This is a genomic window from uncultured Algibacter sp. (assembly GCF_947487575.1).
Taxonomy (GTDB): domain Bacteria; phylum Bacteroidota; class Bacteroidia; order Flavobacteriales; family Flavobacteriaceae; genus Algibacter_B.
Genome location: NZ_CANKXG010000004.1, coordinates 239,202 through 259,907, shown reverse-complemented (window position 1 = coordinate 259,907; position 20,706 = coordinate 239,202). Strand labels below are relative to the sequence as shown.

Below are 20,706 nucleotides of genomic sequence, written 5' to 3'. Positions count from 1 at the left end.
AAATAAGCTATAAAAATAGATTCTCATGAAAACAATAATTACAACCAAAAATGCTCCTGCTCCTATTGGTCCATACAGCCAAGCTGTTTTAACAGGTAACACATTGTATACATCTGGTCAAATTGCTATAAATCCTGAAACTAATAATTTGGTCTTAGGTGATATAGCTAAGGAAACTAAACAAGTAATGCTAAACTTAAAAGCTGTTTTAGAGGCTGCTAATATGACCTTTGAAAACGTTATTAAATCATCTATTTTTATTAGCGATATGAATAACTTCTCGTTTATTAATGACATTTATGGAAGTTATTTTGATGATTCAAATGCGCCAGCAAGAGAAACAGTAGAAGTTGCTAGATTACCAAAAAGTGTTAATGTTGAAATTAGTATGATTGCTGTTAAATAAAAACAGTCAATTCCTAAGCTGGTGTATTCGCTTTAGAAAACTTTGTTAGTATAGCATTTAGTTTTTCTTTATCAATGGGCTTTGGTAAAAAGCCATCAATACCAGCACGCTTTGCTTTCTCAATATCCTTCTCAAAAGCACTCGCAGAAACCCCAATTATAGGCGTATTATTTCTTAAATATTTATCGGTTTCTCTAATGAATTTAGTTGCTTCATAGCCATCCATGTCTGGCATGTATATATCCATAAAAATCATATCAAAATCCAATATTTTGTAGAGATCAAGTGCTTCGAGTCCATTTTTGGCAAACGTACAATCAGCCCCCTGACGCTCTAAAAGAAACTTTATTACCTTTTGATTCATCCTATTATCTTCGGCAACCAAAACATTAAACTTACTTGATAAAATTGGCTTAACGTTTTCTTCAACTGCCTTGATATTTAGTGTTTTCTGTAGTTGCAAACTAAAATAGAATGTAGAACCTTCATTTTCTTTACTTTCCAATTTAAGGTCACCTCCCATAACTTCTACTAATTGATGAGAAATTGATAAGCCCATACCTCCGCCACGGTAATCTTTCTTGATTGAATTATCATAAATGCCATCAAAATTATTAAAAATCCGTTTTGCTTCTTCAGGTTTCATACCTATCCCTGTATCCTTAATATAAAATGTGATAATTTGATCGTTATCAATGCCAACAGATTGATCAATAATAATAGAGATTTTACCAGCATTAGTATATTTAATTGCATTATTAATTAGATTAATTAATACTTGCTGAATCCTATTAGAATCGGCTAAAACTAAAAACTTATCTTTTTCTTCAGATATAAATTTGTATTCAAACTCTAAGCCTTTTTCCCAAGCCTGATATTCTAAAATTTTAAAAATATTTGATAAATCTGCTTTTAAATCGACTGTTAACATGTTCAATTCTATGCGTCCTTCACGAACTTCCTTGTTTGAAGACACCATATTTACTAGTTGTAATAAATGCTTTGATGAGAATTCAGCTATTTCAACTTGTGCCGTTTGGTCGCTATTTAGTTCTGTTTGTTTTAGCATATTAAGCATCCCTAAAACCGTATTCAATGGCGTGCGAACTTCATAAATCAAATTAGCCAGATAAATCGATTTTTGATTTGCTAACTCCTCAAAAGATTCTAAACTTGCTTTTAACTCTTCAACCCTAAGTCTCAGATTTGTTTTAATTACATCATTCTTAAGTTGATTTTTTAAAAAGAATTGTAACGCTAAAACTTGTATAATTGCCAATACAAACAAAAAAAGAGCAGCACTTTCAGCATATATTTTCTTTTCAAGAAATACATAACCAATAATTAAAATCGCAGCAATAGATATAAAAATGAAAAAAGATAATTTCTTCTTCATTTTTAATTTCATAATAGATTTAGGGAAAATCTTCATTAAAAAGTGCTTTTAACAAACTTATCCAAAATTAAATTAATTAACAAAAGTATTATAGTAGTAAAGAAATACAGTTTAACAAACAGCACTAGTTGGTATATATCATTTTACCTTTAGAACCTTGTTTGTCAGGGAAAAGTTCATAAATAAAATCTGGAATTATATACTCTTCTTTTCTGTGAGACACATAAATTATAGCAGTATTACTTTCTTTTGCTATTTTGTTTACTAGTTCTGAGAACAATTGAGCATCAGTATCATCAAGACCATTTGTAGGTTCGTCTAAAATAAGGAGTGATGGATGTTTTACCATTGCTCTAGCAATTAAAACCAAGCGTTTGTGTCCGTTAGATAAAAATTGAAAACTTTTATCTTTAAAATGAAACATATTTAAAAGAATTAACCATTTATGAGCGATAGCAATTTGCTTATCGGTGGGTTGTCTATAAAGACCTATGGAATCAAAAAAACCAGAAATTATCATACTTTCAATAGAATCTTTTCTTTTAAAACCGTGTAAAATTTCGGAAGTATAAAATCCAATATTTTTTTTAATATCCCAAACGGTTTCACCACTCCCCTTTTTTATTCCAAACAACATCATATCAGCCATATAACCTTTTGGGTTGTCTCCAGAAATCAAAGATAGGATAGTGCTTTTTCCTGAACCATTAGGGCCTATGAGTTGCCAAAATTCTCCTGGTTTTATTATCCAAGATATGTTATTTACAATGGGTCTTTCACCATAACTCACAGACACTTTATTAAGTTTTATTAAAGGATTAAACGTTTCATTAATAGTTATATAAGGCTTAGGTAAATCTTGGGTAAAATTGATATTAGCCACTTTAGTGCTTGTTGTAAACAATTTTGGACGATTATCTTCTAATATATAGACATTATCAATAAATGACAAAATATCACGTTTTCTAGCTGATATTTGAATAATTAAAATGCGCTTGCTTAATTCGGTAAGTTTACTTTCAATTTTAGATTGAGCTTCAACATCTAAACAATCAAAAACATTATCTAATATAATGTATCCTGGATTGAACTGTAAAATATGGTTTAGTAAGGCACGTTTACGCTCGCCTTCAGAAGAATTTTTAAGACTGTTTTTTGTAGATGTTTGGACATCAAAACGACCATAACGTATTTCTTTATCAATAAACGCGTTCAAAGTCAATTCAGAAAATAGTACTCCTTCAAGAGAATCTAAATCGTCAAACCATACACCTGATATTATATTATTTAATAGCTGTTTTTTATTTTCGGTATTAGAAATGTAAAATGCTTTATGCTGAAGCACGGATAAAGATTATAGATTTTTAGTATGAAACGGTACTAAGCCGTCAATTGGTCTACGTTCAAAATTACCAACTTTGAATCCCATTTCTTCTGCAACCTCTTTAATCTCTTTTTGAGCAAAGAACGCAATAGAACCAGCAAAATGCACTGGTACTGTTTTAAGTTCTTCTTTATATTGCATAATCATATTTTCAGCGAATAATCGTATACCATTTTTAATAAGATTGATAGTATATTCAGAATCTTTATGTAAAAACATAAACTCAGCAAAATTCGCTAAATATGCATTTGGACTAGGTTGTTTGTATAAATTATATTTTATAAAATCTGCCTCCATGTTAAACTTAGCACCAAAGGCTATTTTTACATTTTCGGGCATCTTATTAAAATAATAATCTCTTATTAATTGCTTGCCATAATAATTTCCGGATGCGTCATCCATTAAGGTGTAACCTAATGATATGACACGTTGATGTAACGTTTGCCCATCATAATAACTACAGTTTGACCCTGTACCCAAAATGCAAACTACAGCCGCTTCTTTAGGATTGTTTATAGTAGCATAAACAGCTGCTAGAGTATCTTCATTTACTTCAACATGTGCTTTGGGAAATATTTCTGTGATTACACTATTTAAAAGCTCTTTTGCGTTTTCTGTACCACAACCAGCACCATAAAAAAACACATGAGTAACTTTTTCTTTATTGTTTTTTAAATCTTTACTTTTTAAGATTCGTTTTGCTAGTTTTTTTTCATTTAAAATAGCTGGATTTAATCCTTTGGTTCGGATTTTATCCATTAATTTATTTCCATTACTATCTACAGCTAACCAATCGGATTTTGTAGAACCACTATCAACAATTAAAATCATAAGTTTAGATATAAAAAATCCACAGCATTAATCAATATGATAAATACTGTGGAAATATATTAATAATTACTATAATGAACCAATATGTTGAGCTAAATCAACTAATTTAGTTGAATATCCAAACTCATTATCATACCAAGAAACTAATTTTACGAAACCATCATTTAATGCCATACTTGCATTAGCATCGAATGTACTTGTTTTAGGTTCAGATACAAAATCTTGAGATACTACACCTTCTTCAGTATATCCTAAAACACCTTTTAATTCATTATCAGACGCATCTTTTAAAGCCGCTTTAACATCAGCCCAAGAAGCAGGTTTCTCTAAACGACAAGTTAAATCTACTACAGATACATCAACAGTAGGAATTCTAAAAGCCATACCAGTTAATTTTCCGTTTAATTCAGGAATTACTTTACCTACAGCTTTAGCTGCTCCAGTTGAAGCAGGCACAATGTTGTTTAAAGAAGCTCGACCTAAACGGTAATCTTTTTTAGAAACACCATCAACAGTTGATTGTGTTGCAGTAGCAGCGTGAACTGTAGTCATTAAACCTTCAGCAATTCCAAATTTATCGTTAATTACTTTAGCTAATGGCGCTAAACAGTTAGTAGTACAAGATGCGTTTGATACTATGGTATGAGCAGCAGTAAGCTCTTTATCATTTACTCCCATTACAAACATTGGCGCATCAGCAGATGGTGCAGAAATTGCAACCTTTTTAGCTCCAGCTTTAATGTGTTTACCTGCACCTTCTAAGTTTGTGAAAATACCAGTGCAATCTAAAACAACGTCTGCTCCAACAGCATCCCATTTTAAATCTTCAGGGTTACGTTCTGCAGTCACTCTAATAGTATTACCGTTTACTACAAGATTTCCATCTTTTGTAGAAATAGTACCATCAAACTGTCCGTGAACAGAATCGTACTTTAATAAGTAAGCTAAATGATCTACATCTAATAAATCATTAATCCCTACTACTTCAATATCATTTGATCTAGATGCTGCTACTCTAAAAGCAATTCTACCTATTCTACCAAATCCGTTAATTCCAATTTTTAATTTTGACATAATCGTGTTTATAAATGTTTATGTGCTCATGATATCTGAGACACGCAATAATTCTAAGTTTATTTTTGTTTTTCCTTTAATAGCATTGTCTAATGGCGTTAATTCCATTTTTCCGTTTAATAAACCAACCATGTAATTGGTTTGTCCGTTTTTTAAGGATTCAACAGCTTTTACACCCATTCTACTGGCTAAAACGCGATCAAAACACGAAGGTGCACCACCACGTTGCATATGGCCGAGTACTGATACTCTCACATCATAGCCTTCCATATTCTCATCTACATAGTCTTTCAACTGAAAAATATTTTTACCAATTTTATCACCTTCTGCAACTATGACTATACTTGAACTTTTACCAGATTTCCTACTTCTTCTTAAAGATTCTACTAATCTATCTAAACCTAAGTCTTCTTCAGGTATCAAAATTTCTTCTGCTCCACCAGCTATTCCAGCATTTAAAGCTATGTGACCTACATCTCTCCCCATAACTTCAATAAAAAACAGTCTATTATGTGAACTTGCTGTATCTCTAATTTTATCAATAGCCTCAACTACAGTATTTAGTGCTGTATCAAAACCAAGAGTGTGTGAGGTTCCAACTATATCGTTATCAATTGTTCCTGGTATGCCCATTACTGGAAAACCAAACTCTTGATTAAATATTAAAGCTCCGGTAAAAGAACCATCTCCTCCAACAACTACAAGACCATCAATATTTTCTTTATTTAGATTTTGAAATGCTTTTTCACGACCTTCTTTCTTTCTGAATTCTTTTGAACGTGCAGATTTAAGTATGGTACCACCTTTATTGATAATACCTTTTACACTTCTTGCATCCATTTTTTTGAAGTCACCGTCAATTAAACCTTCATAACCACGGTAAACGCCAAAGCATTCTATATTATGGTAGGCACATGCTCTAACTACAGAACGAATGGCAGCATTCATGCCAGGCGAATCTCCTCCTGAAGTTAAAACTGCTAATTTTTTTATTGTTTTCGGCATTAAATTCTCTAATTTATATGGTAAAATTACTAAACAAAACTCATATATCTATAGCATTTATAGTAAATAATATAACTTTTGAGACTATAACGTTTTAGTTGATAAAAAAAATAAATGATATAAAATTACAGAGTGAAAAACTATTACTTTTTTGAAGAAGGTTTAATAGAAATAAAATCTGGAAGTGTGTTTTCGTTTACTGTTTCTTTTTCTTCACTAGCAGTTTTTATATCTTTTTCAGATTTCTTAAAGAGTTTTTGAAGAAGTTCTTTAAAAGTATCAAAATCTACACTATAAGAAAGTCCCACGCCCTGAGTATAGCCAATTGGATCTCCAAAATTTCTTATACTATTTTCTCTATTGAATACTTTTGCTGATAGTGTGCCTTCTTCATTTAGCAAAAAATCTATTTCTACATCGCCCGCAATAACAGTTTCAGTTGCCCCCCCAACTGGTACACCTACTTTACCATTTATTAAAACACGGTCGCTAATTTGGGTTTGAAGCGTTACACCAAATCGATCATCTGTTTGGTATTCAGGTAAATTTTGACCTGCTTCGTAATTAAAACCAAAATTTAGCTTTCCATTATCAGATGAAAAAATGCCATTAATAATACCATTAAGTCTTTCTGCAATTGTACCAGATGGGTTTAGATTGAGCGCATTAAGTCCACTCGAAAAAGCACCTGTAGATACTAAAAACAAAGCTTGTTGGTCGCGTTCATCTTTTGCTTCCAAACGATAATTAAGCTCAGATTTTATAGTTGAGTTTACATTAGGAAAATCAAAACTAAATTCTGGATCTAACTGTTCTAAATCTCCATTTAAAGTAATATTCAATTCTACAGGAATACTTCTGTTGATAGGATTATCAAGCAATGGCGAAGGATTAGTTTGTGTTTTATATTTAGCAAGCATATCAATTTTTGGTTTAGCTGGTTCGCCTTCCCATGCAATTGTTCCTCCTGGTTGTACTATAAATTCTTTTTGTATTATGCCTCCAAATGCAAAATTATAAACGCCCTCAAAAACCGAGAAATCACCCCACATGTCAAATTTACCATTGGTATTTATTTCTACTAATAAACCTCCAACACCACGTCCTTTTAAGGCATGGCCAGTTTCCTTATCTATAATCAATTCTACCTCTGCAGCTTCAGTAACATCTAAATCAAAATCAAGTTCGATACCTTTAATTTCATCAGCTTCAACTTCTTCACCTTTTTTTCGAGCTTCTTTTTCTTCTTTAGTTATAAAATGAACATAAGAATTATCACCAAAGGATTCTGTGTCGCTTAACGGTATTTTAAATACTGTTCCTTTTTTAGTTTCTCCTATAACATTTATTACTAATTGCTCTGTAGGTCCAATTATGCTAGCTCTTCCTCCTATAAAACCAGTGCCATAATAAAGAGATTCTTCGGTTTCTTTAGTATCAAGAATTAAAAAACGTGGCGTTGTGACCTCCAAGTCTAAGTTCCATTTAGAAAAATTTACATGACTCAAAGCTCCGTCTAAAAAACCGATTGATTTGTGTTTTGAATCTGTTAACCTTATTCTATTAAAAATAAAACTTTGATTTTTTAAAGTTACTGATGCGTTGGTATTAAAATCATAATCCACATTAAGATAAGGTATTCCTAACCCAGCATTTTTAAGTATTAAATCTCCGTTTATTTCGGGCCTTTTAAGATCACCTATTACTTTAACATCACCATTTGCTTCTCCTCTAATATCAGACAAAACCCCATCAAGCAATGGGTTTAATGGAGATAAATTAAATGCATTGAAATCTAGAGTTACATCTATAGTAGATTTACTACCAGACACAAAAATATTTCCTTTAGCACCAAATGCCTTTGTAATATCGTTTTTTATTGTAGCATCTACTTCATAATTAGTAAGTGATTCATTGCCAGTTATTGTTGCATCAAATGATCCCAATAAAAAGTCATTAACTTTAAAATTATCAATAACAATGGTGGAATTTGGAAGATAACTTCCGTTTTTTTGCAAAAGATCCAATTTACCATTAACATTACCGGCAAGTGACAAGCTATCAATAGCTGGTGTTATTTTGGCTAAGTCTACGTTTGTAAAATTAAGTTTAAGGTCTTTCTGTGTAGAATCTCTAACAAAACCAGAAAGTTTAATTTCTTCATTGTTATGATTAACCCTAAACTGATCGATATCAAACTTGACTAGTTTTTTATCAAATGATATTTTATGAAATTTATCTTGGTTTTCATTTATCAACCATTTGTTGTCGCTAATAGTAAAATCGGATTTTTTAAAACCAATAACTGACTCGTTTTCTTCATTTATTGTATGGTAAAAACTAAGGTTAAACTCATCGTTATTACGCTTTCCTCCAGAGAATTCTGTTCTCATAAAAAGCGTATCATTTACAGTAACATTTATTAAATTAAACTTAGATACGTCGTAAAATTTTGTATTCAGACTATCAACTTCAACATACGTATTAAATAGCGGATTACTATTATCTACTTGCAACTCTATATTATCTGCAAAGTTTTCAAGGTATTTAATTTTAGGCGATTTAAAGGTGAGTTTAAAATTCTGTTCTTCACTTTCAACCCGACCTCTAATAAATGTATTTTTACCAAGTTCAATCTCAGGATAAAATACTTCAACAATTTTATTATAAATTTTAAAATTAAAGTCTATGCTTTGATTTGAATCTACAACATGTGGCAAATAGTTTGTATAAATATGCCCAACAGAGTTTTCAAATAATTTTTTTAAATCCTTCAGAAAAAAACGTCCTTTTAATCCGCCTTCAATTATATCAGGTGAATTAAATTCTACAAACCTAATATCTTTTTCAAATCTTGAAGACACATTAAACTTATTAAAGTAATACGTATCATTTTCATTTTTATACATGGTTTTAGTAAATGCTATTTTTCCATAAGCATCATCAAGACTACTACTATTCATGTTCATCTTAACCTTACTTTTAAAGATAGAAATACTGTCTTTATTTATAAAATTAAGCGTCTTTAAGTTTGCATAGTCAACTACTGCTTCAAAATCATATTTCCTAACAGCTTCTGAAAAATCTATTAATCCCGAAAAGCTTAGCTGCAGATTTTTATCATTTACATTTAAGTTGCCATCAAAAATTTTGTTCTGAACATTACCGCCTACTTTTATATGATTATAGTTGTAATCATTATAAACTAATTCGAAAACCTCCCCTTTTACTTGCGTATTAATCTTTTCGGCAATAAACCCTTTACCGTTTACATCAAAATCAAGAGAGCCTATTCCAACACTTGGGTCATTTAGAAATGTACCAAAATCAAATTGTTCAAATTTAATATCTCCTTTATAATCGGCATTATCAATATCATTAATTCTTGTGATTTCTAAATTGGAATCGACAAACCCCAAATCGGTATCAATTTCAATATCTGCTATAACCTTAGACGATGTAACTTGGGAGTTTCCTATAATTGTAAAATACCCCAATCTATCAAAAGAGGTTGGTATAGCCGCACCTAAAACATTTGGCAACAGGGCTTTTAAATCTTTATAAGTTGAAGATAGATTTCTGAAATTTCCATTCATATAAAAATCATCAGCTTCTTTGCTAAATAAATTTTTAAAATTTATATCACCATAAACTTTTGTGTTATAGCTTGTATTTAACTTTAAATTAGTTGTGTTTAAATTATTTAGAGTACCTGAAATATCTGTACTAAACTTTGCAGATTGATTTACTCCAAATTCGTTATAGAATGTATTGAGTTCATCCAATAAAACGTTAGAATCTTTAAAACTTGCGTTAACTTGAACTTTATCAACAAAATATTGTAAATCATCACGATTATAAGAAAACTTTAAATTACCTTTTAAAACAGAACTGGGTGTTTTTATTTGCAAATTATTAAAAGTCATGTCTGTTAGTGTATATGCAAAATCTGTCATCAAATTTTTCACTACAACCCCTCTACTATCTTTAAAAGCCAAAGTGTTTATTCTTGCACTTACATCGCTACCATTAATTAAAAAATTAGTGGCGTTAATATTTAAATTTTCAAAATGAAGTGCTTTTACAGTCTCTTTGTTTTCATTTGAGAGTTTAAAAACACTGTTATAAATTGAGACATCGCTTGATGAAAGCAAAAAACTACTCTTACCCTTTCTAGGATTATCACTCTCAAGTTTAGCAACAAAAATATCAAGGTTTGTATCCGTATCGCCCTTGTATGTTTTTATATGAAATAATAGGTTTTCAATATCAATATCTCCAAAATTTAATTTACCATTAGTAAGGTTACCAAAATTTAAAATTGAAGTGTTTAGTTCGGTTATACTGATGAGCGTATCTTTTTTATAATCTTCAACGTAGATGTTTTTAATTTCGACATCGCCATTAAATTGCAAACTAACTTTATCTATATTAATGTTTGTTTTAAATTCATCATTTAATCGCTTAGTAGCATATTTTCCTAACCCAGTCTGAACTACAGGAATAGAAAGCATCAACACCGTAATGATGAAACATAGCAGTATAATCCCTGCTACTTTTAACGATATTTTTAAATTTTTTTTGATGCCTTTAAAGTTATAACTTTATTAAGAATAAACTACTTTTGTAATTACGAGTAAATGTAAAGGTTTGAGATGTTTATTCGTTTTCAAAATTAACAATTATTGTGCCTAAAATTTATTAATGTCGTCACAAAATATTTATATTCTAGGAATTGAGTCATCTTGCGATGATACTGCGGCTTCTGTAATTCATAACGGGCGTATTTTAAGCAATGTTGTTGCAAGCCAAAAAATACATAAAGAGTACGGTGGTGTTGTACCAGAATTAGCTTCTAGGGCTCATCAGCAAAATATTGTTCCTGTTGTACATCAAGCCATAGAAAAGGCTGGAATTACTAAATCGCAACTACATGCTATAGCTTTTACCCAAGGCCCAGGGTTAATGGGGAGTTTGTTAGTTGGAACCTCATTTGCTAAATCATTGGCTTATGGTTTAAATATTCCATTAATTGATGTGAACCATATGCAGGGGCATATTCTTGCTCATTTTATTGATGAAGATGGGTTTGAAAAACCACTCTTTCCTTTCTTAGCAATGACTGTTTCTGGAGGCCACACTCAAATTGTTAAAGTAGATAACTATTTTGATATGACCGTTATTGGTGAAACTATTGATGACGCTGTTGGAGAAGCTTTTGATAAAAGCGGAAAAATTTTAGGTTTAGGCTACCCTGCAGGGCCAGAAATTGATAGACGTGCGGCTCTTGGAAACCCAAAAGCATTTCAATTTACTAAACCCAAAGTGGATGGATTAAACTTTAGTTTTTCTGGTTTTAAAACGGCTGTTCTATATTTTGTACAGCGAGAAGTAAAGGCTAACCCAAATTTTATTGCAGAGAATCTTAATGATATTTGTGCTTCTATACAATACACCATTATTGGTATTTTGATTGATAAGCTAAAACTGGCAACCAAAGAAACTGGCATAAGTCATATAGCCATTGGTGGTGGTGTATCTGCTAATTCTGGAATACGGCAAGCGTTAAAAGATGGCGAGCAAAAATTTGGTTGGACTACTTATATTCCAAAATTTGAATTCACGACGGATAATGCTGCTATGATTGCTATTGTTGGATATTTAAAATATTTAGAGGGCGATTTTGCAGAACAGGGTATTGTGGCTTCAGCTCGGTTGAAGATTTAAACAAGAAGTTATAAACAATCTCTTCTTAAAAACTTATTTCTTCTTTATTCATATCATTCACAATTCCTTTTAAATTTGAAATTGAATTTAAAACCTACATTATGATTAAACAATTACTTATTTTATTTTTCGTTGGAATAACCTCATTTTCAACCGCTCAAACTAAAGGAGAGCAGGCTCTTGTAGCTATTGAAACCTCCGAACAAGCCAATTTATTTCTTAAAAATAAACCTTCAAAAGAGAACAAAATATTCACTTTCAATGAAGAGAAACATAAAACTGACCTAGCTAAAGCTTTATTTAAATTAGAAATAGGAAATGTTAAGTCTATAAGAACAGAACGCGACAAAACATTTTATAAAATTTTAGAAAAAAGCAGCAAACCATACTACAGAGTTTCTTATATAGTTTTAGATGGCTCCAAATATACTAAAGAGAGTATCAACCAACTAAGAACAGCACTTATAGAAAAGCATAGAAATGGATCACCTTTTAGTTTTTTAGCAAAACAATATTCTATGGATCAAAACGCTAATAGAGGTGGTGATACAGGATGGTTTACAAATGGGGATGTGTCGCCAGATTTTGAAAGTGCTATTATTTCAGAAGAGCATAGCTTAGAGGATGTTTATACTTTTGATATTCCAGAAAAAAAACAATATTATCTGATATTGCAATCGCATGAATCTAAAGATATTTCGGAAATAAAAGTTTTAAAAATTGTAGAAACAGCCAGATAATGCAATTATTTTTTAATTCGGAACTAACAAAAGACACTGTGCAATTTTCTTTTAATAAAGAGGAAAGTAAGCACATTGTTAAAGTACTTCGAAAATCCATTGGCAATAAATTATATATAACTAACGGCAAGGGTATACTATTTACAGCTGAAATCTCACTACCAAACATTAATAAATGCATTGCTAATATTATTTCCAATACACTTCAGCTAAAACGAAAATACAATTTACATTTGGCAGTTGCACCAACAAAAATGAATGACCGTTATGAGTGGTTTTTAGAAAAAGCTGCCGAAATTGGTATTGACAGCATCACTCCTATTATCTGCGATCATAGTGAACGAAAAATCATTAAACCTGAACGTTTTGAACGTATTCTCCAATCTGCTATGAAACAATCACTAAGTTGCTATTTACCAAAACTTAATGAAGCTATTACTTTTCGAGATTTTATAAATCAAGAGTTCAGTGGTGATTTATTTATTGCGCATTGTGAAGAAACAAATAAGAAGTCTTTAAAGCAACAATTAAAGCCTAATACGGATATAACTATTCTAATCGGGCCAGAAGGTGATTTTTCTGTTAAAGAAATATCCAAAGCACTTGAAAACAATTTTATTCCTGTAACTTTGGGTGAAACAAGATTACGTACAGAAACGGCAGCTATTGTTGCTTGTCATTCCGTAGCTTATACTAATGAGTAAAAATTCTATGAAATTATTTTTCACTTTTATCTTTTCATTTTTAGTTTTTAACTTATTTGCACAAGATTTAGCCATTTTAAAATACAAAGGCGGGGGCGATTGGTATGGAAACCCAACCGCCCTTCCAAACCTTATTGCCTTTTGTAATGCCAATATAAACACCAAAATTAACCCAAAACCTCAAACTGTTGAGACTGATAGCCCTGATATTTTTCAGTATCCCTTTTTGCACATGACTGGTCATGGCAATGTGTTTTTTAGTGAAACTGATGCAGAAAACTTACGTAATTATCTTATTTCAGGTGGCTTTTTACATATTGATGACAATTACGGTATGCAACCTTATATTACTAAAGAATTAAAAAAAGTATTTCCTGACAAAGATTTAGTAGAACTACCAACAAACCATGCTATTTTTAATATAGAATATAAATTCCCAAACGGATTACCCAAAATACATGAGCATGATGGCAAACGTCCGCAAGCATTTGGCCTTTTTTATGAAAATAGATTGATGCTGTTGTTCACTTACGAAAGTGATTTAGGCGATGGTTGGGAAGATGCTGAAGTACACAATGACCCAGCCGATATTAGAGACAAAGCACTTAAAATGGGTGCTAATATTGTGAAATATGCTTTTGAGAATTAGATTGCATTGAAAGAACTTTTAATTACAATAGTTGAGTGGTTTTTTGAAAACCAAAATGAGGAAAGCACTTTAAAAGGGCTGCTTAAAATATTATTAAAAGTTTTAATCTTTATTTTGCTATTTATATTGATATTATATTTTCTTCTAAACAAATAAATTTCCAGATTGCAACTAACCCACTACAATACCAACTTCAAAAAGCAAAAATTTCCTATCACATTAATTTGTGATAACGTAACTAATGCACCAAACATAGGTAGTTTATTCAGAATTGCTGATGCTTTTGGAATTGAAAAACTAATGCTTTGTGGCGAAAATATTCAGTTAGGACGGAAAATGGCGAAAACATCCAGAGCTACTGAAAAAATTGTGCTTCATGAAATTAATTGTGATGCTTCAGAAGTTATTGAAGATTTAAAAAGTAAAAACTACCAGATTATTTCATTAGAAATTACAGATTCTAGCAAACCTATTCATAAGGTTCAATTTTCAACAGAAAAACCAATAGCATTAATTATTGGCGATGAAAATTTTGGCGTTTCAGAAAACATTCTAAAAATCTCTGATTTGATTATTCATATCAATATGTTTGGAAAAAATAGCAGTATGAATGTTGTACAAGCAACCAATATTGCTTTATATGAAATGACTAAGCAGCTTACAATGTCATAGTGTAACAAACAGCCAAAATAATATACCAATCATAGCATGTTCTGCTAATTACAAATTATTATATTTACTTTATGAATTCAAACACTATTTCTAATGGTATTTTAAAAGCTATAGGTATTATTTTAGGTATTGCTCTTTTACTCTACTTCTTATATCAAATTCAATCTGTAATTGGCTATATAGCCATAGCTGCGGTTATCTCTTTAATAGGAAGGCCAATAGTTTTGTTTTTAGAAAGAAAACTCAAATTTAAAAACACCATAGCCGTAATTGTTGCCATGATCTTGTTATTAGGAGTATTTATTGGGTTAGTTGGTCTTTTCGTCCCCTTAGTTATTAAACAAGGGCAAAATTTATCGTTACTAAATATTGAAGAACTACAGCACAATCTGGAGAATTTATACAGCGAAATTGTAACTTATTTTGATTTACATCAAATAGATGTTGAGCAGTCTTTAAAAGAATCGAACTTACTTTCTAAGATTGATTTCTCTTTAATTCCAGATTTTTTAAATTCGGTTATTAGTGGCCTAGGTAGCTTTAGTATTGGTTTATTTTCAGTGTTATTTATTTCGTTTTTCTTCTTAAAAGATAGCCGATTGTTTGAAAATGGTATATTAACTTTTATTCCAGATAATAAAGAGGCACGATGGAAAACATCTTCCACACAAATTAAAGATTTACTCTCTAGATACTTTGTGGGACTCATATTTCAAATACTAATTCTTTTCATAATTTATACCATTGGCTTACTGATTATTGGTGTAGAAAATGCAATAGTAATAGCTTTTTTGTGTGCGCTTTTAAATTTAATTCCATACGTTGGTCCATTAGTTGGAGCTTTCTTAATGCTAACATTAACCATGACAAGCAACCTAGGAGAATCATTTAGTGATGTTATACTACCAAAAACATTCTGGGTGTTTATAGTATTTATGATTGGGCAGTTGGTTGATAATTTTGGAAGTCAGCCTATAATTTTCTCTAAAAGTGTAAAATCACATCCTCTTGAAATTTTCTTAATAATTTTGATTACAGGTATTTTATTCGGTGTTATTGGTTTAATAATAGCTGTACCTGCTTATACTGCTATAAAAGTTATTCTAAAAGCGTTTTTATCAGATAACGAGATAGTAAAAAAACTCACTAAAAACCTTTAAGTTTTATTTTGAATAAAGATATATTAAATACTTATATTCAAGAATTTATAAAAATTAACACGAATTCCGAAATCAGTAATTTATTGTTAAAAGGAATTTCCTTTCCTGAAGTTGACACAAAAACTATAATAGAACAAATTGAGGCTAAAAAAAGATGTAATACTAAGCTTCCAACCTGGTTTTCTACTAAGAATATTTACTATCCCAATAAGTTAAATATAGAGCAAACATCATCTGAAACTACAGCAAAGTATAAATCGCAATTATTAAAAGGAAATTCGATAATTGATTTGACAGGAGGCTTTGGAGTAGATTGTTTTTACTTTTCAAAACAATTTAAAACAGTTACCCATTGTGAAATAAATAATACACTTTCAAAAATTGTTACCCACAACTTCAAACAATTGGATGTTTATAATATTGAAACTATTCAAACGGATGGTATTGAATATTTAAAAAAATCATCTAAAATCTATGATTGGATTTATGTAGACCCCTCAAGACGGCATAATAGCAAAGGAAAAGTATTCTTCCTAAACGATTGTTTACCAAATGTACCAGAACATTTAGATTTGCTGTTTAAGCATTCTAAAAACATCATGATTAAAACATCACCGCTATTAGATTTATCTGTAGGGATTAACGAGTTAAAGCATGTAAAAACCATACATACAGTTGCCGTGAATAATGAGGTAAAAGAATTATTATGGGTTTTGGAGTATAGTTTTACTGGTGTTATTTCTATAGAAACTGTAAATATTAAAAAGAAAGCTAACACTATTTTTAAATTTAATTTGGAAGATGAAAAACAAACCGAACCAGATTATAGCTTACCACTCAACTATTTATACGAACCTAATTCGGCTATTTTAAAAGCTGGCGCGTTCAATGAAATTTCAAAACAATTAGAAGTTTATAAACTCCATAAACATTCTCATTTATATACTAAAAATCAACGCATTGATTTTCCTGGCAGAGTTTTTAAAATTGAAAATATAATCCCTTATAGCAAAAAAACACTTAAAAGTTTATCCATAAAAAAAGCTAATATTACCACTCGAAATTTTCCTGAAACGGTTCAACAAATCAGAAAAAAATTTAATATTAAAGATGGTGGTAATCAATATCTATTTTTTACCACCGATTTGAATAATAATAAATTAATTTTAATAACAAAAAAAGACTAACTCCTAGGCTTATTTACGCCTCTATCATAAAGTACAATACTTCCAGCTACGGCAACATTTAAGCTTAATTCCGACTTAAATTTAACTAAAAAATGTGCTTTTTCAATGGCTTGTTTAGATAAACCATGATCCTCGGCACCTAATAAATAAACACAACGCCTTGGGTGATGGAATGTTTCCAACGCTTCAGCAGTATCGGTAAGTTCTACACCAACTAAGCGAGCGCCTTTTGGAAGGTTATTAAAAAAATCATCAAAAGTTTTATAATGAAAATAAGGCATTGCTTTTACAGCATCATGCGTGTCACTAGCCTGTTTAGCATATCTATTGCCTATTGTAAAAATAAAACTAGCTCCTAAATTTTGTGCTGAACGCCATAATACACCTAAATTTTCAGGCGTTTTTCCATTTTGGATACCTATTCCAAAAAATTCATTTTCAAAATTATTACTCATATTCAGAGATGCTTAAAAAATACACCACAAAAAAACCTAAAAATATCTTTAAAACAAAAAATACACATATAACCTTTAAGGATTAAAACTATTTTCTTAATTGCACTTAAAATGATTAAGCATTATCATCCATGTTTTCAGCAATTTGATTAATATTAAAGCTATCATTATAACATAATTTTACAGAACTGATAAACCTAAAAAAAACAACATTATTAGTTATGAAAAAAAACACTCTTAAAATATTGAGTTTTGCTTGTCTTACAACTATATTAATATTTGTTCTTGTAAATAAGAATGTATTGCATAGAGGAGAAGCTTATGAAGACGAATATTACCATGAAGAATATGGCGAAAATTATGAAGAAGAGAGTGCTGAAGAGATAGCCTATGAAATGGCTATGGACAAAGAATCACTTCCAAAACCACTTGATATTTCTAATTTAAGTGGTGATGCCCTGGAGGAATATAATACTTGGGCGACAAATGCTGAAAAGTCTAATTTCACGTTTAGCAATCCTGATGCTTTTTCTGCTTATTTTAAAACGGCAAAGCAAAACATGACTGTTCTCCCACCAGACGATTACGCTTATGCAAATAACACACTTACAGGAAAATGGGATCAAAAGTATTTACACATGACCTCAACTACCAACCCTGGTTATAATGAAGGTGGTTTTAGAACTGACGGCTCTTTATATGATCCAGTAAACGAAGAAATGTATATCGTATCTTTTGCAGGACACATCTATAAAATTGATGAAAATGCACCTATAAAATGGTTGCTTAGAAATCATACAAAAAGTTTTGAAGGCGATAAATTCAACGGTGTAAATCTACCGGATGGTTCTTTTAGAATGTTAAATCAAAAAGATAATGGTGGTATGGAATTTTCTGATGATGAAGGTAGAACATGGATGGACGCCAATGGTGCTTTCTTTGAAGGATCAGCAAATTACACAACAGTAGTTACTAAAAAAGATGCCGACAAACGTATAGTTGCTCACGGAGCCAGAAGAAACGCTGCTGATGCTAACGCTTTTTATGATTATGTGTACATATCTACAGATTATGGTTTAAACTATACAACATCTGCACTAAACTTTAAAAGTAGTGTTTTTGATGTTGAAATATTAAAACCACACTCTAGTAAAGCCGTTTACCTTTTTGCTAAACGAAATAGTGATTCTAAATTGTTTGTTTATAAAATGGGAGAGAGTGATACAGATTTTATTCTATTATACGAACCAACAACAGCAATAGGTTCTTTAGATTCTGTAAAAGGCACTACAGTAAGTGGCACTACGCATTTTTATATTAGCTATAACAATACTACCATTTTTTATTCTGGTGATGAAGGCTCTACTTGGACACAAAGTATAACATCTAGTGATACAGGTAGAAACATTTTTGAAGTACACCCTACACAACCAAATGTAGTTTTTAAAGGTTTTGTTGAATTATGGATATCTACAGACTACGGTGTGAATTGGACAAGAAACAAACACGTTTTAAGCAATAATGATATTTATGTGTGGGATTTACAACACTTTAAAACTTTTGATAAAGAAGATGGAGGGTCTATAACTATATCAGGATATGACTTTGGAACCTATTACTCTACAACCCCTGAAGATTGGAATTCTTGGGTTAGTGTGAGTAAAGGTAATCCAACCACCATGTGTTATGATGCAGATACTAGTGAAAAATATAATAGAATTTACACAGCAAATCAAGATAGAGGATCTCAAAGTTTTATAGATGATGCCAATCATGATACTACGCAACCTATTCCTACCATAAGAGAAGCTAACACAGATGTTTTAAGAGTAACCATAGGAAAAGATGGCGAGTCTGCTTGGTATTGGTATTATTATGGAGCTGTAGGAAGAAGTTCAGTTACTGATGGTGGTAATTTCAGAACAGTAGTTTCAAAGAGAGATCTTTATCCAAATTGGGCTGCTACTAGTATGATTCCATCACCAATTCCTAGTGAAGACGCAGTTTACATCCCTTGGGGAACTCAATTACAAAAAATCACGTACGATGGTAGTTCTATTGAAAGAACTCTACACTCTTATATTTTCCCTGAAGCAGCTCATAGTTTTGGCTATTCAAATGTAAATACAAACAGATGGTATGCGGGATTACAATCTGGTAAATTTATGTACTCTACAGATGGAGGTAATACTTTTACAAATTCAACTTTTAATGGATCTTGGCCACAAGGTGATAGTTCTCATAGAAAACGTAGAACAGTAATTGCTACAAGCCCTGTAGATGAAGCTACTGTATATTATGCAGGAAAAGGCAATAATTTTTTAATCTCTGTAGATGGAGGGCAATCATTTACAAACCATAATGATGGATTAACAGTTGCAAGAATAGTTGATATGGAAGCATCACCTAATGGACAATTTATTTTTGCGGCCTGTGAATTTGATGGGGCTTGGGTTTACGCTTTACAACAAGACAAATGGTTTAAAATGGATGGTGCAGATGTACCAAGCGCATTAGCCTTTACTGATGTACAATTTATAGATTCTGAAAACCTAGTGCGTTATGCAACTTATGGTAGTGGTATCATAGATTTTAGTTTAAATGAAGATTTCTCAACTATTTTTGTTGCAGCAGATAACTTTGAAATTCAAGTTACTGATGAAACGTGCCAAGGAAAAAACGGACAGTTAAAAATAGACACTAAATTTAAACATAATTATAACGTAACTGTTGCTAATGTTGATTACAGTTTTACAAATACATTAAACATACCTAATTTGGAACCTGGAACATATGATATTTGTATTGGTATAACCGACACATCATACTCGCATTGTGTTACTTTAAACATTGAAGAATCTAGTCTATTATCAGGAAAAACATCTTCTATAAAAGGAAACAAAGTAGAAGTAAATATAAAATCTGGTACTGCACCTTTCTCTGTTTCTGTAAATAATATTAAAGTATTTGAAACTCATAGTACTAATTTTAGTATACCTGTAGAAGAAGGAGATTTTATTCAAGTAGAATCGAAAGCCACTTGCGAAGGTAAGCTATCAAAGGTTGTTGGGTCGTCGTTTGAAGTAAAAGCGTTCCCTAACCCAACAACAGATGCTTTTGAGTTACGTATACCTAAATCAAAAGAAAACGTAACTATAGAATTATATTCTCAATCCTCTGGATTAATATCCAAGAAACAATATACCGTTGTAAACAATAAAGTAAAAATGAATCTAGAAAACAATCCTTCAGGAGTATATTTTGTAAGATTGAATTTAGACACACCAAAAACAATTAAAATCATAAAAAAATAAAG

Annotated in this window: 16 protein-coding genes; 9 read left to right on the top strand and 7 right to left on the bottom strand. The window is 31.0% G+C overall.

Going from position 1 to position 20,706, the window contains the following annotated elements:
* The first annotated feature begins 25 nt into the window (after window positions 1-25).
* Complete coding sequence (locus Q0870_RS05990) at window positions 26-406, top strand: RidA family protein (protein WP_298553372.1); 381 nt, start codon at window positions 26-28, stop codon at window positions 404-406.
* Window positions 407-419: 13 nt separating this feature from the next.
* Here Q0870_RS05990 and Q0870_RS05985 read toward each other — a convergent pair whose 3' ends face one another.
* From Q0870_RS05985 to Q0870_RS05960, 6 genes are all read right to left on the bottom strand, one after another.
* Window positions 420-1,802 carry an ATP-binding protein gene (locus Q0870_RS05985; RefSeq protein ID WP_298553369.1) on the bottom strand — a complete coding sequence of 461 codons (1,383 nt, stop codon included), beginning with the start codon at window positions 1,800-1,802 and terminating at the stop codon, window positions 420-422.
* A gap of 124 nt (window positions 1,803-1,926) precedes the next feature.
* Window positions 1,927-3,147: an ATP-binding cassette domain-containing protein gene (locus Q0870_RS05980; protein ID WP_298553367.1), complete on the bottom strand. Its 1,221-nt coding sequence runs from the start codon at window positions 3,145-3,147 to the stop codon at window positions 1,927-1,929.
* 9 nt (window positions 3,148-3,156) lie between these two features.
* A complete protein-coding gene (locus Q0870_RS05975) occupies window positions 3,157-4,017 on the bottom strand; it encodes an N-acetylglucosamine kinase (protein ID WP_298553365.1) in 861 nt (286 codons plus the stop codon).
* A gap of 69 nt (window positions 4,018-4,086) precedes the next feature.
* Window positions 4,087-5,091 (bottom strand): type I glyceraldehyde-3-phosphate dehydrogenase, encoded by a 1,005-nt coding sequence (gap, locus tag Q0870_RS05970; RefSeq protein WP_298553363.1) that lies wholly within the window; start codon window positions 5,089-5,091, stop codon window positions 4,087-4,089.
* An 18-nt stretch (window positions 5,092-5,109) separates the two neighbouring features.
* Complete coding sequence (pfkA, locus tag Q0870_RS05965; protein ID WP_298553361.1) at window positions 5,110-6,096, bottom strand: 6-phosphofructokinase; 987 nt, start codon at window positions 6,094-6,096, stop codon at window positions 5,110-5,112.
* 143 nt (window positions 6,097-6,239) lie between these two features.
* Window positions 6,240-10,610, bottom strand: a complete 4,371-nt coding sequence (locus Q0870_RS05960; protein ID WP_298553359.1) for a translocation/assembly module TamB — start codon at window positions 10,608-10,610, stop codon at window positions 6,240-6,242.
* 190 nt (window positions 10,611-10,800) lie between these two features.
* Between Q0870_RS05960 and tsaD the strand changes: the two genes are divergently transcribed.
* The 7 genes from tsaD to Q0870_RS05925 all read left to right on the top strand — a co-directional run bounded on the left by tsaD (window position 10,801) and on the right by Q0870_RS05925 (window position 16,935).
* Window positions 10,801-11,823, top strand: coding sequence for a tRNA (adenosine(37)-N6)-threonylcarbamoyltransferase complex transferase subunit TsaD (gene tsaD / locus Q0870_RS05955; protein WP_298553357.1), 1,023 nt, complete (start codon window positions 10,801-10,803; stop codon window positions 11,821-11,823).
* 101 nt (window positions 11,824-11,924) lie between these two features.
* Complete coding sequence (locus Q0870_RS05950; RefSeq protein WP_298553355.1) at window positions 11,925-12,563, top strand: peptidylprolyl isomerase; 639 nt, start codon at window positions 11,925-11,927, stop codon at window positions 12,561-12,563.
* Window positions 12,563-13,267, top strand: a complete 705-nt coding sequence (locus tag Q0870_RS05945) for a 16S rRNA (uracil(1498)-N(3))-methyltransferase (RefSeq protein ID WP_298553353.1) — start codon at window positions 12,563-12,565, stop codon at window positions 13,265-13,267. Before Q0870_RS05950 ends, Q0870_RS05945 begins: the two co-directional genes overlap by 1 nt.
* A 7-nt stretch (window positions 13,268-13,274) precedes the next feature.
* Window positions 13,275-13,916, top strand: coding sequence for a DUF4159 domain-containing protein (locus Q0870_RS05940; protein ID WP_298553351.1), 642 nt, complete (start codon window positions 13,275-13,277; stop codon window positions 13,914-13,916).
* A gap of 165 nt (window positions 13,917-14,081) precedes the next feature.
* Window positions 14,082-14,588, top strand: a complete 507-nt coding sequence (locus Q0870_RS05935; RefSeq protein ID WP_298553349.1) for a TrmH family RNA methyltransferase — start codon at window positions 14,082-14,084, stop codon at window positions 14,586-14,588.
* Window positions 14,589-14,659: 71 nt separating this feature from the next.
* Window positions 14,660-15,748, top strand: a complete 1,089-nt coding sequence (locus Q0870_RS05930; protein ID WP_298553347.1) for an AI-2E family transporter — start codon at window positions 14,660-14,662, stop codon at window positions 15,746-15,748.
* Window positions 15,749-15,756: 8 nt separating this feature from the next.
* Window positions 15,757-16,935: a class I SAM-dependent methyltransferase gene (locus Q0870_RS05925; protein ID WP_298553345.1), complete on the top strand. Its 1,179-nt coding sequence runs from the start codon at window positions 15,757-15,759 to the stop codon at window positions 16,933-16,935.
* On the opposite strand, the gene Q0870_RS05920 is transcribed toward Q0870_RS05925, so the two are convergent.
* Window positions 16,932-17,390, bottom strand: a complete 459-nt coding sequence (locus Q0870_RS05920; protein ID WP_298553343.1) for an RNA methyltransferase — start codon at window positions 17,388-17,390, stop codon at window positions 16,932-16,934. The genes Q0870_RS05925 and Q0870_RS05920 overlap by 4 nt on opposite strands.
* Window positions 17,391-17,611: 221 nt before the next feature.
* Between Q0870_RS05920 and Q0870_RS05915 the strand changes: the two genes are divergently transcribed.
* Window positions 17,612-20,704: a T9SS type A sorting domain-containing protein gene (locus Q0870_RS05915; protein ID WP_298553341.1), complete on the top strand. Its 3,093-nt coding sequence runs from the start codon at window positions 17,612-17,614 to the stop codon at window positions 20,702-20,704.
* The last annotated feature ends 2 nt before the right edge of the window (window positions 20,705-20,706 follow it).